The 15,403-nt window shown below is 71.7% G+C and carries 14 protein-coding genes and 3 riboswitches; of the genes, 6 read left to right on the top strand and 8 right to left on the bottom strand.

Features of this window, described 5'->3' with window-relative positions:
* Nucleotides 1-123: 123 nt before the first annotated feature.
* A riboswitch (cobalamin riboswitch) is annotated at nucleotides 124-195 on the bottom strand.
* A 139-nt stretch (nucleotides 196-334) separates the two neighbouring features.
* Nucleotides 335-410, top strand: a riboswitch (cobalamin riboswitch).
* A gap of 125 nt (nucleotides 411-535) precedes the next feature.
* Both ACIQAC_RS32810 and ACIQAC_RS32805 read left to right on the top strand, forming a co-directional pair.
* Nucleotides 536-1,978, top strand: a complete 1,443-nt coding sequence (locus ACIQAC_RS32810; protein ID WP_402197550.1) for a hypothetical protein — start codon at nucleotides 536-538, stop codon at nucleotides 1,976-1,978.
* A gap of 39 nt (nucleotides 1,979-2,017) precedes the next feature.
* Complete coding sequence (locus tag ACIQAC_RS32805; protein ID WP_402197548.1) at nucleotides 2,018-2,947, top strand: cobalamin-binding protein; 930 nt, start codon at nucleotides 2,018-2,020, stop codon at nucleotides 2,945-2,947.
* Nucleotides 2,948-2,951: 4 nt separating this feature from the next.
* On the opposite strand, the gene ACIQAC_RS32800 is transcribed toward ACIQAC_RS32805, so the two are convergent.
* The 3 genes from ACIQAC_RS32800 to ACIQAC_RS32790 form a co-directional block, all read right to left on the bottom strand.
* Nucleotides 2,952-3,395 carry a DUF4430 domain-containing protein gene (locus ACIQAC_RS32800; RefSeq protein WP_402197596.1) on the bottom strand — a complete coding sequence of 148 codons (444 nt, stop codon included), beginning with the start codon at nucleotides 3,393-3,395 and terminating at the stop codon, nucleotides 2,952-2,954.
* A gap of 219 nt (nucleotides 3,396-3,614) precedes the next feature.
* Nucleotides 3,615-3,685: riboswitch (cobalamin riboswitch) on the bottom strand.
* Nucleotides 3,686-3,901: 216 nt separating this feature from the next.
* Nucleotides 3,902-5,632 (bottom strand): SpoIIE family protein phosphatase, encoded by a 1,731-nt coding sequence (locus tag ACIQAC_RS32795; protein ID WP_402197545.1) that lies wholly within the window; start codon nucleotides 5,630-5,632, stop codon nucleotides 3,902-3,904.
* Nucleotides 5,633-5,821: 189 nt separating this feature from the next.
* The gene (locus ACIQAC_RS32790) at nucleotides 5,822-6,562 is read right to left on the bottom strand and encodes a Type 1 glutamine amidotransferase-like domain-containing protein (protein WP_402197543.1); all 741 of its coding nucleotides are present in this window, start codon (nucleotides 6,560-6,562) and stop codon (nucleotides 5,822-5,824) included.
* Between the two features lie 110 nt (nucleotides 6,563-6,672).
* On the opposite strand from ACIQAC_RS32790, the gene ACIQAC_RS32785 reads away from it, so the two are divergent.
* From ACIQAC_RS32785 to ACIQAC_RS32775, 3 genes are all read left to right on the top strand, one after another.
* Nucleotides 6,673-7,668 carry an LLM class flavin-dependent oxidoreductase gene (locus tag ACIQAC_RS32785; protein WP_402197542.1) on the top strand — a complete coding sequence of 332 codons (996 nt, stop codon included), beginning with the start codon at nucleotides 6,673-6,675 and terminating at the stop codon, nucleotides 7,666-7,668.
* Nucleotides 7,669-7,781: 113 nt separating this feature from the next.
* Nucleotides 7,782-8,876 (top strand): glutamate--cysteine ligase, encoded by a 1,095-nt coding sequence (locus tag ACIQAC_RS32780; protein ID WP_402197540.1) that lies wholly within the window; start codon nucleotides 7,782-7,784, stop codon nucleotides 8,874-8,876.
* A 195-nt stretch (nucleotides 8,877-9,071) separates the two neighbouring features.
* Complete coding sequence (locus ACIQAC_RS32775; protein WP_402197538.1) at nucleotides 9,072-9,896, top strand: polysaccharide lyase; 825 nt, start codon at nucleotides 9,072-9,074, stop codon at nucleotides 9,894-9,896.
* A gap of 125 nt (nucleotides 9,897-10,021) precedes the next feature.
* On the opposite strand, the gene ACIQAC_RS32770 is transcribed toward ACIQAC_RS32775, so the two are convergent.
* Entirely contained in the window at nucleotides 10,022-10,489 is a 468-nt protein-coding gene (locus ACIQAC_RS32770) for a DUF3618 domain-containing protein (protein ID WP_402197536.1), read from the bottom strand.
* Nucleotides 10,486-10,923 carry a phage holin family protein gene (locus ACIQAC_RS32765; RefSeq protein WP_402197535.1) on the bottom strand — a complete coding sequence of 146 codons (438 nt, stop codon included), beginning with the start codon at nucleotides 10,921-10,923 and terminating at the stop codon, nucleotides 10,486-10,488. The genes ACIQAC_RS32770 and ACIQAC_RS32765 overlap by 4 nt, the downstream gene beginning before the upstream one ends.
* A 222-nt stretch (nucleotides 10,924-11,145) precedes the next feature.
* Between ACIQAC_RS32765 and rpmF the strand changes: the two genes are divergently transcribed.
* The gene (rpmF, locus tag ACIQAC_RS32760) at nucleotides 11,146-11,316 is read left to right on the top strand and encodes a 50S ribosomal protein L32 (protein ID WP_402197533.1); all 171 of its coding nucleotides are present in this window, start codon (nucleotides 11,146-11,148) and stop codon (nucleotides 11,314-11,316) included.
* Nucleotides 11,317-11,329: 13 nt separating this feature from the next.
* Here the strand turns inward: rpmF and ACIQAC_RS32755 are convergent, their stop codons facing one another.
* The 3 genes from ACIQAC_RS32755 to ACIQAC_RS32745 all read right to left on the bottom strand — a co-directional run bounded on the left by ACIQAC_RS32755 (nucleotide 11,330) and on the right by ACIQAC_RS32745 (nucleotide 15,343).
* The gene (locus ACIQAC_RS32755; protein ID WP_402197531.1) at nucleotides 11,330-13,195 is read right to left on the bottom strand and encodes a protein kinase; all 1,866 of its coding nucleotides are present in this window, start codon (nucleotides 13,193-13,195) and stop codon (nucleotides 11,330-11,332) included.
* A 94-nt stretch (nucleotides 13,196-13,289) separates the two neighbouring features.
* Nucleotides 13,290-13,877 carry a hypothetical protein gene (locus ACIQAC_RS32750; protein WP_402197529.1) on the bottom strand — a complete coding sequence of 196 codons (588 nt, stop codon included), beginning with the start codon at nucleotides 13,875-13,877 and terminating at the stop codon, nucleotides 13,290-13,292.
* Entirely contained in the window at nucleotides 13,874-15,343 is a 1,470-nt protein-coding gene (locus ACIQAC_RS32745; protein ID WP_402197595.1) for a sensor histidine kinase, read from the bottom strand. Before ACIQAC_RS32745 ends, ACIQAC_RS32750 begins: the two co-directional genes overlap by 4 nt.
* Nucleotides 15,344-15,403: the final 60 nt, after the last annotated feature.

Genomic DNA, 15,403 nt, shown 5'->3' with positions numbered 1-15,403 from the left:
TGAACCGGCGCGGGCACACGTGGCTGAGCGCTCCAGCGGCGGAGGGGAGTCCCCTGGCACACGGAAGCCGGTCGCACCACGCCGTAGTCCGCGACGGCGTCTGTTGCTGTGGATCACGCTCCAGGCATTCCGGCTCACCCGGCGCTCGGCCGGGCCTACGGTTGCGGGTCAGCGCCGGAATTCGACCGGCTTCCCCTGGAACTCATTGCGTATCGACCGGATTTGAACACGGTTCACAGGGACCGTCAAGGAGCGGTCCGGGCGGTGCGGACAATGACCGGAGCGCCTCTGGCGAGGCCGCGACGGCTCGGGTACCGTCCCGCACTGCCGAGTGGGGGAACCCGGTGGGAGTCCGGGGCTGACGCGCAGCGGTATGGGACGGCAGAGGGCCGGACCGAGCCCGAATGCCCGCACGGTGAAGCATTCCCGGTAGCCGGTCCACGCGTTTCGGACGGCGGCCATGCCCGCTGCTCCCGCCACGCTCCACGCGGTCCGGCCCGGGTCAGGCCGGCGTCCCTCATCCCAGGAGCAGGCCATGTCCCGTACCGCAGCCCTGTCCGTCCGCCGTACCACGACCCCGTCCGTCCGCCGTTCCGCCGTCACCGCCGTGGCCGCGTTCGGGGCGTTCGCCCTGACCGCGCTGCCCGCCGCGGCGACCGCCACGCCGGCGCAGATCGCCACGTCGAAGACCAACGGCGTCGCCTACCTCAAGTCCCTTCAGGCGGCGGACGGTTCGTACGCCGGTGCGGGGTTGTCCAACGAGTGGGCGTTCAGCGCGTTCGCCGCCGCGGGCACCGCCGCCGTCGATGTCACGCCCGGCGGTGACGCGACCAAGAACGCGAGAACCGTCTACCGCGGTCTGCTGTCCACGAGCGGCTGGCCGTCCGCCTCCCCCGTCGTGACGGACTACGAGCGCGCGGCGCTCAACTCCTATGCCGCCGGCATCGATCCGGCCCGGGTCTCCGCCTCCCGCAACCTGTTCGCCGACATGTACGGCTACTGGCAGACCGCCGAGCCCGGCTACTTCGGCCCGTCGGCCAACTTCAACGGCACGGTCTTCGCGGCCCTCGCCCTGAACGGCGCGAAGACCCAGTCGGGGCAGGTCCGGATCCCACAAGCGCTGCGCGACGCGATCATCACGCGGATCCGCGCCAACCAGCACAACGACGGCGGCTGGAACTTCAGCAAGGCCGAGGGCAGTCCGACCGAGCTGGGCAAGACCAGCGACATCGACATGACCGGCGCGGCGATGGCCGCCCTGTGTGTGTCGGGCGTGCCGAACACGGACACCGACATCACCCAGGCCAAGGCGTTCCTGAAGAGCAAGCTGATCGCGAACAGCGGTGCGTTCAACGCCATGTTCGGTGTCAACACCGACTCCAACGGCTGGGCGGTGTCGGGTCTGAACGCCTGCGGCATCAACCCGCAGACCGGTGACTTCCTCACCACGATGGGCAAGACGCCGGTGGACTTCCTCATCGCGCAGCAGTTCAACCCGGGCGGCGGCTTCAAGTACCTGCCGAGCGACACCAGTCCGTCGGCGTACGCGTCGATCGACGGCCTGCGCGCGGTCGCCGGCGGCGGCTTCACGTCGACGCCGCCCGTCCCGGTCACGGCGGGCGCGCCGCAGTGGGTGGGCCAGGGCGCGTTCACCTCCGGTACGGCGACGAGGCTGGCGCTGACCGTGGACGACGGTGCCGGTGGTCTCAAGGTCTGCTCGGTCGCCGTCACACCGACCGGTACGACGACCACGCTGGGCGCGGTTCTCGACGCGGCGACGAGCGCGGCCACCCCGGCGGGCTGTGTGACCTCGGTCGCCCCGGCCTCCGGCACGGGCACGATCACGTCGGTCAACGGCAAGGCCAACAGCGGCTCGAACACCTGGAAGGTGAGCCTCGACGGCTCGGCGTTCACGACCGCCGCCCGGGGCACCGTGGTGTCCGTGGGTGACACGATCGCCGTGCGCTGGGCTGCGTGACGAGTGATGCCGTTTGTGCCCGCCCTCTAGTGTCGGGACATGCGTATCGTCTCCCTGCTGCCCGCAGCCACCGACATCGTCGCCGAACTCGGCCTCGCCGCGCAGTTGGTCGGCCGCACCCACGAGTGCGACTGGCCACCGCGGGACGTGGCGTCGGTGCCGGTGGTGACCGGGGCGCACCTGGACCAGGACGCCCTGAGCAGCAGGGAGATCTCGGACGCGGTCGGCGGTTCGGCGCATTCGGGGTCGTCGCTCTACACGCTCGACACCGCGATGCTGGCCGCCCTGCGTCCGGACGTGATCCTCACCCAGGACCTGTGTGACGTGTGCGCCGTGTCGTACGAGAAGGTCAGCGACGCGGTACGGCTGCTCGACGCGGACACCCGTGTGCTGAGTCTGGAGCCGCGCACCCTCGACGACGTACTGGACTGTCTTGTCACCGTGGGTGAGCTGCTCGGTGTGCGGGAGCGCGCCGAGCAGCGGCGGGCTTCGCTGCGGGCCCGGCTGGACACGGTCCGTACGGCGGTCGCCGGACGGGACAGGCCGCGGGTGGTGGCCGTGGAGTGGCTCGACCCGCTGTGGCCCGCCGGGCACTGGGTGCCCGAGCAGATCGCGGCGGCGGGCGGCACCCCGCTGCTGGCCGGACCGGGCGAGCACACCAAGCCGATGACCTGGGAGAAGGTCCGGGCGGCGGAGGCGGACGTGGTGCTGGTGCTGCCGTGCGGGTTCCCGCCCGAGCGGACCCTGCGGGAGGCCGATCTCCTCACACGTCTGCCGGGCTGGTCGGACCTGCCCGCGGTGCGGTCCGGGCAGGTCTGGGTGCTCGACGGCCCGGCGTACTTCAACCGCCCCGGGCCCCGTGTCGTGCGCGGGGCCGAGGTGCTGGCCGGTGTCCTTCACGGCGTCCGGCCCGGCGAGGCGGTGACGCCGGACGAGGCACGCCCGTTCCCGGACGTGCCCCGGCGCTGACGGATCAGAAGGCCGTCCAGGTGAACGCCACCTGGTCACCGGCGTTCAGCTCGAACTGGCAGCCGCCGACCGGCGTGGACGTGCCGTTGACCGAGATGTTCCAGTAGGCGACGCCCCCGCCGCTGACGCTCTTGATGGTGTCCACCGAGAAGTCGTCGAACGACGCGTACCAGGTGCCGTCCCAGGTGAAGCCCCGCTTGCGGGCTGCGTCGTCGAGGGCCGCCGTCGGTGTGGGTACGGCGGTGGGGTGCGCCCCGCCGTTGGTGCCGTCGCATCTGTGGGTGCCGCCGGTCGCCGTGGTGACGTCGTGCCCCTTCGTCCTGATCTTCCCGTTGAAGAGGAGCCCGTCGGGGCCCTGCACGGTGAGGCCGACCTTGACGGGGGCGTTGGTGTCGGTGACGCCCTGCGGCTGCGCGACGGCCGGCGCGGAGGCGAGGGCGAGTCCCAGGGCGGTGGCGGCGACGAGGGTGCGGCGGGCGTGAGTGCCGCGGGTCTGGGGGCGGTGGGTTTCCGTGCGGCGGGACTGAGTGCGGTGGGTTTCGGTGCGGTTCACGGCTGAGCCTTTCTGCTCAGGGCGACCCACAGCGCGCAGCCCGGGACGACCCGCGTCCGGCGGCGGCTCCACGCTGTAGACCATGACAGTGGGAAGCGGTTCTCCGCACGCGCCGGGTTGCCCGACTCGCGGCCTTGCGGCCGCTCACGGTTGCAGGTCAGCGCCGGATTCCCACCGGCTTCCCCCGGTCACGCACGTATGCGGTTGTTGAGCCGTACGCGGTGCCGTCGTCGTGTGTCCGGTGGCCGACGGCCGAGGAACTCCGAACACGGAAGACCCCGGAATCCTAAGGGTGTTGAGGGACGGCTGACCAGAGAACCCCTTGGGTCGCACAGGCCGCCACGCGTCCACCGGCCACGGCGGGGAGGCCGGGCTTCCCTCCAGCCGGGCCGGCCGTGCCCCTAGCCGGGTGTGCGCAGCACCAGCATGGCCACGTCGTCGTCGTTGTCTGTGGACCGCACCCGGCGCAGCAGTTCGTCGGTGAAGGCCGCGAGGGGGCGGTGGGCGAGGGCGGCGGCGTGTTTGCGCAGACGGTTCAGGCCGGTGTCGAGGTGGTGGCCCGGCACCTCGATGAGGCCGTCGGTGTAGAGGACCAGGGTCGATCCGGGCGGCAGGGTGGCGTGCGCGTCCGGGCGGGGAGCGTCGCTGTTGGCGCCGAGGAGGATGCCGTGGCCGTCGGTGAGGTAGTGCGCCAGGCCGTCATGGCTGACCAGCAGGGGCGGCGGGTGGCCCGCGTTGGTCCACGACAGCTGCCAGCGGCCGTCCTCGCCGGGCTCGATCCGCGCGAAGATCATGGTGGCCATGGTGACGTCCGTGATGTGCTGGATCGCCTCGTCGAGCCGCTCCACGATCCGGCTGGGCGGTTCTTGCTCGAACCACGCGTAGGCGCGCAGCATGTTGCGCACCTGTGCCATGCCGGCGGCGGCCTCCAGGTCATGACCCGCGACATCGCCGATGGCGAGGGCGGTCGAGCCGTCGGACAGCGGGAAGGCGTCGTACCAGTCGCCGCCCACCTGGGACGCGTCGGGAGCGGCCACGTAGCGGACCGCCGTCTTCAGGTGGGGCACGTGGGGCATCTGAGGCAGCAGATGCTTCTGCATGGTCTCGGCGACCTTGCGCTGACGCTGGTAGAGGCGGGCGTTGTCGAGGGCGAAACCGGCCCGGCGCGCGATGTCCTCCAGCAGCGAGAGGTCGGTGTGCCCGAAGGGCACCGGATTCTCCGTGCGGCCGAGGGTGAGTGCGCCCATGACCTCGCGGGTGCTGTGCAGGGGCGCGATGGCCGCCGAGTGCATACGGGTGGCGCCGAAGAGGTGGCGCTGCTCCACGGCGATGCCGGAGTCCGGTTCCTGCGCGTAGGCCTGCGGGCCGGTCAGTGTGGAGGCGACGCCGCGCAGGGCTCTGGACAGCGGCATCGGTGACTCCTCCGGAATCGGGGGCATCGCGCCCTGGAGGTCGTCGCGGTACACCGTGGTCGCGCCGTCGCCGTGCGCCACCACCTTGCGCCACACCTCGTCCCGCTCGGTGATCAGGTCGACGACGACCCAGTCCGCGAGTCGCGGCACCACCAGGGACACCAGTCGGCGCAGTGCCTCGTCGACGTCGAGGGTGGAGGTCAGCCGGGACGTCGTCTCGGCGAGCAGGGCCAGCCGTTCGAGTTCCGGGAGCGGCTGTCCCGCCGTCGCGGGCGGTGAGTCGGCCCTCGCCCGGGCTTCGGGGGCGTGGAAGACGACCAGTGTGCCGTTCTCCCCGCCGAGTACGTACGGTGTGACCAGCCAGGAGATCCGGAGCACGGTGTCGTCGCCGCGGGCGAAGTAGTCCTCGTCGGCCTGGGCCGTGAGCCCGGTGTGCAGGACCTGGCGCATCCCGCACTGGGTGCGGGGCAACGGGCGGCCGTGCGGTCCGCGGTGCAGCAGGTGGTGCGCGTCCTGACCGAGGAGGTCCCCGGCCTTCCGGTCCAGCAGCTGCTCGGCGCGGTGGTTCACGGCAAGGATGCGGCCCTGCTCGTCGACGACGTAGGCGCCCGTCCCGATGGCCTCCAAGGCGCTGGTCACCTCAGGAGAGACCGCCGGTGCCGACGGAACCGCCCGTGCCGACCCGGTCCGCGCCGACTCCGTGTTCTTCGGACCCAGCATGTGCCCGCCTCCTCACCGGTGGGCCGCCGTGCATGCCCGTCTCCATACTCGTCGCTTCCGAGCGCTCGTGTGCAACGCCGGGTGCCCCGCGGAGCGGCGGGAGAACGTCTCCTCGTACCGGAGTGAGCACTGCCACATACGCCCGTCCGCTCGTGGAGAGACCTCACATCGTGCCGTCCGGCAGCTCGCTCAGCGTCCGGGCGTGGGCAGTCTGCGCGGCTCGACGCGCTCTTCCACCGCTCGGTCGCCGTCGCGTTCGACGACGTACGCGCCGCGGCCGGCCACCTCGGCGACGGCCTCCACCAACTCCGTGCCGCGGTACACCAGTCCCACCCCGTCGTCCGTGCAGTGGGCCGTCGGCAGGGTGCCGTCGGCCACGAGCCGGTGGATCAGTGGGCGCCGTCCCGCGTCCGAGTCGTAGTGCACGCCGTTGCCGTACGGCAGGAATCCGAGGGCGTTGGTCACGGGGCGCAGTTCCGGCCCGAAGGAGTCGGTCGCGCCGCCCTCGAACCAGCAGATCGAGCCGGCGCTGACCCCACTGAGCACCACGCCGGACCGCCAGGCCCGGTGCATGATGCCGTCGAGGCCGTGGGCCCGCCACACCGCGAGCAGATTGACCACGGAGCCGCCCATGACCCACACGACGTCGTGGTCGAGGACCGCGCCCTCGACGTCGTCCACGTTGGGCATGGGGAACAGGTGCAGGGGTGTGAGGTCGAATCCCGCGGTCCGTGCGGCCTCGGTCATCCGGGTCGTGAAGTGCTCCGCGTCGCCGATGGCGGTGCCGACGTACATGATGCGCGGGCGTCGGCCGTGCACTCCGGAGAGGTCGACCGCGTGGTGCACCAGGGCGTCGAACTCCACCCTGGTACGCCCTCCGACCCGATGTCCGCCGGAGGTCGCGACGATGGTCGGTTCCCTTGCCACCATGGCCGAAGATCGTATCAGCGGCGGACCGGCCGACTTGGGCCGCCTCCGTCGAACAGCACCCATGCGAAAAGCACCCGTGGCGGCCACCCGCCCGTTCCTATACTGACCCGATGATCAACATTCCTGTCGGGGCACTCGAAGTGGCGATGGTCCAGAGCGGTGCCCGAGCCGTCGACACCCTGCTGGACACCACCGCGTTCGCCCGACGCGTCGAAGCCCTCGGTTACACGCGCCTCTGGTACGCCGAGCACCACCACTCCCCGGCCATCGGCGCGTTCCCGCCGGTGATCCTCGCCGCGCACGCGGCCGCGCTGACGTCGTCGCTCCGCCTGGGCTCGGGGGGCGTTCTCGCCCCCAACCACGCTCCGATCACGCTGGCGGAGCAGTTCGGCACGCTGGCCGCGCTGCACGGCGGCCGGATCGACCTCGGTATCGGACGCGGGCCGGGCACCCTCGACGAGCCGACCGCCCGTGCCCTGCGCCGCGGGGCCGACCCGACGACGGACGACGAGTACCGCGCCGACGTGACCGCGACGCTGCGTTTCCTGGTGGACGAGGTCGCCCTCGGCCCGCTGCCCGAGCCCTGGCTGCTGTCCTCCAGCACGGCCGGTGCCACGCTCGCCGCGGAACTGGGCCTGCCGATCGCCTTCGCCCACCACTTCCGCCCCGACAACACCCTCGCCGCCCTCGCCCACTACCGCGAGCACTTCACGCCGTCCCGCTGGTGCGAGCGCCCGCGTGTCCTGGTGTGCGTGGAGACGGTGTGTGCGGACACGGACGAGGAGGCGGTCCGGCTCACGGGTCCGATGAACGTCGTCAAGGCCGCCCTCCTCAAGGGGCGCGGCGACTTCCCGTTCCCCACCCGTGAGGAGGCGGCGGCACACCGGTTCTCCGCACAGGACGCCGAGGCGCTGGCCGCCTTCAACGCCGCCCAGGCCTACGGCGCACCGAAGACCGTCGCCGAACGGCTGGCGGGTCTGGTGGACGCGACGCGGGCGGACGAACTGATGGTGGTGACCCCGGTCTACGAGCTCGCGGACCGTCTGCGGTCGTACGAACTCCTGATGGAGCACGTCCTGCGGCCCGGAGGCCGACCGGCGTCCTGACCGGCCCTCGGTGACCGTACGCGTCGGGACCGCGGTTGCGGGTACTCGCCGGTGCACGACCGCGCGCGGTCCCGCAGTCGGGCGGGCACAGGCCGGTCACACAGAGGGCGGTCATGACGACACTCGGGGTGGAAGAGGAATACCTGCTGCTCGATCCGGTGGCCGGGCTGCCGGTGCCGCAGGCGAGCACGGTACGTGTCGCCGCCGGGCTGGGGGACATGCTGGACGAGGACGAGGTGCAGTACGAACTCCTCCAGGCGCAGATCGAGGTGGCCACGCCGGTGTGCGGCGCCCTCGACGAGGTCGGAGGGCATCTGCTGCGGCTGCGGCACGCCCTCGGTGCGGCCGCGGAGGAGTACGGCTTCCGGATCGCCGCCTGCGGGACGGCGCCGCTGCGGCACAGCCGCCCCGAGGCGGTCACGGAGAACGACCGCTACCAGGCCATGCTCACCCAGGCGCCCCAGCTCGTGGCGGAGCAGCTGGTGAACGGGATGCACGTCCACGTCGCCGTGCCCGGCCGCGAGGAAGGCGTGCAGGTACTGAACCGGCTCCGGGCCTGGCTGCCGGTCCTGACCGCGATGGGCGCCAACTCCCCGCTGTGGGACGGCCACGACACCGGCTTCGCGAGCTGGCGCACGGTGGTGTTCGGCCGCTGGCCGGTCAGCGGTATACCGCCGGCCTTCCGTGATGTCGCCGACCACGACCGGCGGGTGCGGCAACTCGTCGACGCCGAGCTGATCAGCGACACCGGTCAGGTGTACTGGCAGATCCGGCTCTCCCCGCGTCATCCCACGGTCGAAATCCGCTGCCTGGACGTGCAGTTGGACGCGGACGACGCGGTGATGTTCGCCGGGATCATCCGTGCGCTCGTGGAGACGGCACTGGCGGAGACCGCCGACGGGGCGCCCCTGCCCGAGCACGCTCCGGAGCTGCTCCAGGCCGCGATGTGGCATGCCGCCCGGCACGGTCTCGGCGGCACCCTGCTAGACCCCGACGGCACCCAACGCCCCGCCGCCGAGGTGGTACGCGGGCTGCTGACGCACATCACGCCGGCGCTCAACGCCTCCGACGACACCCGGCAGGTGACGGCCCTGGTCCACCGGCTCATCCAGAACGGAACCGGCGCCGACCGGCAGCGCGCCGCGTTCGCCGAGGGCGGGCTCGACGCGGTGGCCGACCTGATCAGTACACAGAGCACGGTTGCCTGATCACCGAGCGCCCGTCATGGACGTCCATGGCGGGCGCTTTCTCCGTAACCTCGCGTTCACATACAGAAATTTCATTTGGGGTCTTGAATGGCGACTGAGCTGCCCCTACGGTGAGCGCACCCCAGGTGACTGGTCCGGACCAATTTCGATCGCTCTGCCCCCACGGCAACCCCCCACTCCAGGGAAGGACCACGCATGTCCAAAATGACGTCACGGTCGCGCAGGACGCTGCTCGCCCTCGCGGCCACCGGCGGCCTGCTGCTCTCGGTCTCCGCGATCGAGGCCGGCGCGGCACCGGCCGCCCCCGCCGCCTCCTGGTCCGGTACGTTCTCCGGCTTCCCGTCCTCATCCTGGCGCAGCGCCTGGGGCGTCGACGGCAGCGGAGAGTGGGGAATGGGCAGCACGCTGAAGGCGAGCGGCGCCACGCTCGACGCCTTCTACGGCAAGGGCTCCTCGGCCCCGTCCTGCACCAACTGCCCCACCTCGGGCGGCGGGCAGTTCTACCAGAACCTGGACAAGAACGGCAACGGCGCCCTGCGCAACGCCACCACGCTCTACCTGAAGTACGACATCCGCTTCCCCACCGGCTTCGACTTCGGCCTGGGCGGCAAACTGCCCGGCCTCTACGGCGGAAATCCGGGCGAGGCGAGCGGCGGCAACCACGGCCAGGCCTGGTCGACGCGGTTCATGTTCCGCAACGGCAGCAAGGGCGAGGTGTACGTCTACACCCCGGCCGGTGACGGCTACGGCAAGGACATCGGCCTCGGCTCCTGGAGCTTCTCCCCCGACAACAAGACACACACCATCCAGCAGTCGGTGAACCGCTCGACCGGCCAGATAACGGTCTGGTACGACGGCCGCCAGGTGCTCCAGCAGAACGCGGCGCCCGGCATCAGCGGCATCCCGTTCAAGGGGGTGTTCTTCTCCACCTTCTTCGGCGGTCACGACACCAGCTGGGGCCCGAAGAAGGACGTCCACGCGTACTTCTCCAACTTCGCGGTCGGCACCAGCAAGTTCTGACGCTTGGCGAGCGGCCCGGGCGTACCGGCCGCCGACGCCGAATCGCCCCGCTGGAGCCACTCCAGCGGGGCGAACGTCCGGGCCGGTCCGCCGGGTTCGGCCCGGCCGACCGCGGTTCGGGACAGCTACTTCCTGGTCCGGCGGAGTGCCCGCCACAGGACAAAGCCGCCCACTGCCGCCGCCAGCAGCAGGGTGCGGTTGTTCCGCGCCACCTGCGCCCCCATGGCCGCCTTCTCCCGCATCTCGTCCGGCGTCTTCTCGTGGATCAGGTCCGTGGCGCGGGCGGCTCCGGACTTCGCCTGTCCCGTGGCCTGGGCGGCCTTGCCCTTCACGGAGTCGGGCACCTTGTCCTGCACCTGGTGCGCGGCGTCCTGTACCTGGTGCGCGACCACGGCCGCCTTGGTCTTCAGCGCCTCGGCCTTGGCGGCGGCCTGCTGCCTGACATCGTGGGCCTTCTCCTGGGCGCGGGCCTTGACGTCGACCTTGTCCGACAGGTCCCCGATCGTCTGGCCCAGTTCCCGGCGGGTCTCCTCGACGTGCCGACGCAACTCCTCGGGAGTGGCCGGGGCCTGCTTGTCATGGGGCTCGGTCATCGCTTCGCACTCTCCTTGATCTCGGCCACATCGGCCTTCACGCTGTCGATGGTCTGCTCGGGTGCGGGCGGCGCGGCACGGGTGACCTGCTTCTTGCCCCGCACGGCAAGCACCGCGGCGATCACACCCAGCACCGCGGTCACGATCAGCGCCGAGGCCCACACCGGCAACGGCACGGCCAGGGCGGCGATCGCGGTCACCACCAGCGCCTGGAGGGCCAGTACGCCGACCAGGGCGGCGCCGCCGAAGAGGCCGCCACCCCTGCCGTAGTGCCTGCCCTTCTCGACCATCTCGGCCTGCGCCAGCTTCAACTCCCCCCGCACCAGCTCCGTCAGCTGCTGAGAGGCCAGGGACACCAGCTCGCCGACGGGCGCCGAGGCGGAGCCGTGCGTGTCGCCGGCGGCACCGACGTGGCCAGGTGATGTGTGGGTCATCGCGCTCACCTCCGTCTGTCGCGTTCGCGGGCCGGCGCGATGCCTGTGCCGGCCGGCCACACGTCTGTAGGGCCTGCGGGTACCCACAATCGGCGGGATCAGGGCGGGCGGGGCGATCTGTCATCGCCGAAGCCGGAATCCGGCACTGTTCGTAATGGGATCCATTTTCATGTAGCGTTCCGCGCAGCCCACCGTTCCCATCGGCTCGCACCGGAGGACCCCATGGCCGTGCCCAAGCGGAAGATGTCCCGCAGCAACACCCGTCACCGTCGCGCCCAGTGGAAGGCGACCACACCACAGCTGGTGCCGGTCACCATCGACGGCGTCGCCCACCTGGTGCCGCAGCGGCTGGCGAAGGCGTACGAGCGGGGGTTGCTGCACCCCGAGGGCTGAACGCCGAGGGGCGTCAGTCGCCCTCGTTGGGGTAGGCCCTGAGCACCTTGCCGGTGTTGTCGGCCACCAGGTGACCACTCTGCCGGAAGTCGTTGGCGATGTAGAACGTCATGCCCATCGGATCGCCGGAGATCGGGTTGGCGCCTTCCACGTTGATGTAGCGCGAGGTCTCGTCCTTCACGTTGAGTTCCTTCTCCGCCCGCTTGAACAGGCCGGGGACGGCATCCCAGTTGAAGTCGTCGACGACGAAGACACTCTGTAGGGGGGTCACGGAACCGTTCATGTCGTCGTTCGTCGCCCCCCGGTCCGGCCAGTAGGACCATGTGGTCCACCGGGAGTCACTGCCGTCGACCATCACGTTGGCCAGGACGTACTCCTGGTAGACACTCAGGTTGGCCATGCGGTTCGTGCCCGACGCCTTCTTGATCGCCGCCACCGCGGTCCGGATCCCCTCCGGGTTCAGCAGGTCGTGCTCCGCCGTCTCCTCCCCGCCGGGCTCCTCGGACTCCTCCGAGTCGCCGGATCCCGCGGGGACTTCGGCCGTCTTCGTCGGGTCGGGTGTGTTGGGTGTGCCGGACTTGCTGGACACCGACTCCGGTGACTTCGCACCGTTGTTGTCGGACCCGTCGCCGCCGTCCGGCAGGAAACTCCACGCGACTACACCGACGAGCACGGTCGACACGACGGAGGACCCGACCGCCATCCGGCGAATCCGCTTCCGGGCCCGCTCGTCGCGGGCGCCCGGCCGCGGTGGTGTACCGGTCCCGCCCTGCGGAGGCGGACCGTACGGACTCCCGGCCGGCGGGGCGTCGTTGACCGAGGGAGGTCCGAAGCCCGACGGCGGGGCGTCGTTGACCGAGGGGGGACCGAAGCCCGACGGCGGGCCGGCATCCGGTACCGCGTCGGCGGGGGCCGCCTCCGGACCGGCGGTCCCCGGCTGCGGAGGCGCGAGGTTGTACGAGGTCGCCCCGATGTCCGTGGGCCGGGGCGGCAGGGTGCCCGGGGCAGGCGCGTGGGCGGCCCCGGGCGCGGTGTCCGGCTGGGTCTCGGCCTGGAGCAGCATCGCCTCGATGGCGTCCGCACCGGGCCGCAGGGCCGCGTCCTTCACCAGCACGGCATCGAGCACGGGAGTCAGCACGCCTGCCTGGCGGGGCGGCGGCAGCGGTTCACTCAGGACGGCCGCCAGCGTCGCGAGCGTGCTGCCCCGCTGGAGGGGGTGGTTGCCCTCGACGGCGACGTACAGCATCATCGCGAGCGACCAGAAGTCCGACTCGGGGCCGCCCTGGGCGCCGGAGATCCGCTCCGGGGCCATGTAGTCGGGCGTTCCGATCACGGACCCCGTCATGGTCAGCACGGTCGACTCGCGGATCGCGGCGATTCCGAAGTCGGTCAGCACGGGACGTCCGTCGGGACGCAGCAGGACGTTCGCGGGCTTCACGTCCCGGTGCTGGATCCCCGCCGCGTGGGCGACCCGCAGCGCGGCGAGCAGCTCCCGGCCCAGGCGCGCGGCTTCCCGCGGCTCCATCGTGCCGCGGGCCAGCCGGTCGGCGAGCGATCCACCGGTGACCAGTTCCATGACCAGCCAGGGGTAGGTGTGCTCACCGCCGTCCACCACGTGGTGGATGGTCACGACGTTCGGATGGTCGACGCGGGCCAGGGCGCGGGCCTCGCGCAGCACGCGGGCGCGCAGCAGCTTCGCGGCCTCGGGATCGTACTCGGCGAGTCCCGGGTCCGGTGGGCGCACTTCCTTCAGGGCCACGGCCCGGTCCAGGACGAGGTCCTGCGCCCGCCACACCGTGCCCATGCCACCGCCGCCGAGCCGCGCCTGAAGCTCGAACCGGCCGTCAATCACCCGTCTGCCGGGCTCACCTTCGCTCATTGTTCCCGCAGCATACGAGAGCCCACCGACAGCCCGGATCCCCAGCCCCACCGGTGGGGACGGCAGAGCCCACCTCCCGACCGGTCCGCGTTCTTCACCAGTCGGGACAGCCACTGTCCGTTTCCGTGATCTGCGGGCCGATGCCGTCGATCAGCCGGACCGTCACCTCGTCCGCGTGCCATGAGCCGATCCGGTGTGCCGCTGCCGCCGTGCAGATCAGCTGCCATCTTGCCGGCTCGCCCAACTTGCCTACCGGATACGGCATTTCGATCGTGATCGTGTTCAGCTCCACCTGCACGATCGGCCGGTCCGACGCGGCTTCCGGCGCCGCGTCGGTGGTCGGCGCGTCGGGGGTCGGCGCGTCGGTCGCGGGCGGTGTCGGGGGCGGCGGCGCAAAGGTCGGTGCCGCGAAGAAGGCCGAGGTGAGGCTGTCGCTCCGCTCGTTGGGGGTGGGGCCGAGCAGCAGCAGGTCCACGGCCGCGGCCACGTCCCCGGGGCTGCCGGTGGGACGGGGCACCGCCACGAGCGTGTCGCCGCGGACGAAGTAGACCGGCGTGACCGGGACGATCCCGCTCGCGGGTCCCCCGGCCTCCACCACTCCGGTGGGCGGGATACCGCAGGAGGCGAGCGTGGACAGCGCGACCGCCGTCAGGGGGAGCGTGACGAGGTGCCTGGCCTTCATGATCCGTTCTCCTGCGACGACTCGTCCCGTCGTAGCGGGAGGACAACGGTGAAGACGGCGCCGCCACCGGGATGGTTCGCCGCGTGGACGGTACCGCCGTGCAGCCGGACGTTCTCGGCGGTGATCGCGAGGCCCAGCCCGCTGCCCTCGGAGCGCGTCCTGGCGGTGTCCGACTTGTAGAACCGCTCGAAGACGTGTGGCAGTACCTCGGCGGGGATGCCGGGGCCGTGGTCCCGCACCTCGACGACCGCCTCCGCTCGCGCGGGGTCGGCGCCCGACACGGCCAGGGACACCTGTACCGGACGGGCGCCGTGTCTGAGGGCGTTGCCGACGAGGTTGGCGACCACCACGTCGAGCCGGCGCGGGTCGACACGTCCACGCAGCACGTCGGGCGGCGGCAGACGGGTCTCCACCGTGTCCGACCAGCCGCGCGAGGCGAGCGTGCGCCGGATCGACTCGGCGAGGTCGATCTCGTCCAGATGCAGGACCACCATGCCCGCGTCGAAGCGGGACATCTCCATCAAGTCGTCGACGAGGGCGGCGAGTTTGACGGTCTCCGCACTGATGAGCCGTACCGCGGTGGCCGTGTCCGGATCCAGTCCGGCGGCGTCCTCGTCCAGGACGTCCGTCACCGCCGACATCGCGGCGAGTGGAGTGCGCAGTTCGTGCGAGACGTCCGCGGCGAACCGGCGGGCCCGGGACTCCATCTCCCGCAGCTCGGCCACGGACGACTCCAGCGCGGCGGCGGTCTCGTTGAACGTGTGGGACAGGTCGGCGAGTTCGTCGGAGCCGTCGACCGCGAGCCGGGTGTCCAGCCGGCCCTCCGCGATACTGCGGGTGGCGCGGCGCAGGGCCCGTACCGGCAGCAGCACCGTGCGGGCGGCGAGCAGCGCGAGCACCACGGCGAGGACCAGCGCCGGCACCATGGCCCGCTGGACGGCGGTGATCAGGGCGTCGACGTAGGCCTGCTCCGTGGTCTGCGGTACGACGAGGAAGACCTGCACCCCGGTGGGGACGTCCGGCATCTCCGGCGCGGTGAAGGTGACCGTCATACCGACGACGAGCGAGCTGTGATCGCCACTGCGCACCCGCTGGAACACGGTGGCCCGGCTGGATCCGACGGCCTCGCGGACGGCGGGCGTCAGCTCCGGAAAGGGGTACTCGGGAGTGGAGGCGCCGCTCAGGTCCTCGTACACGGCCAGCACCCGCCAGCCGCCGCCTCCCTCGGTGTCCGCCACGGCCCCGGCGAAGCGCCGCAACGCCTCCTCGTCCGGCGGGTACGCGAGATCGGGGGCGCGCTCGGCGACCTGGAACCGCAGCTGCCGTATCACCGCGTCCTGGCTCTGCTGGAGCACACCGATGCGCGCCTCGCGGAAGGTGAGGGCGCCGGTGGTGGCGGCCGCGACGGCGGCGACGAGCCCGAACGCCACGACCAGTCGGGCCCGCAGACCTCCCAGCCGGGGCAACCGCGCACGACCGCGGGCCTTGCGCGTCTCCACCGCGTCGGGACGGCCGACCGCCTTGCG

Origin of the sequence: Streptomyces sp. NPDC088387, assembly GCF_044753385.1 — a bacterium.
Classification (GTDB): domain Bacteria; phylum Actinomycetota; class Actinomycetes; order Streptomycetales; family Streptomycetaceae; genus Streptomyces.
This window is presented reverse-complemented; position numbering and strand designations above follow the sequence as displayed.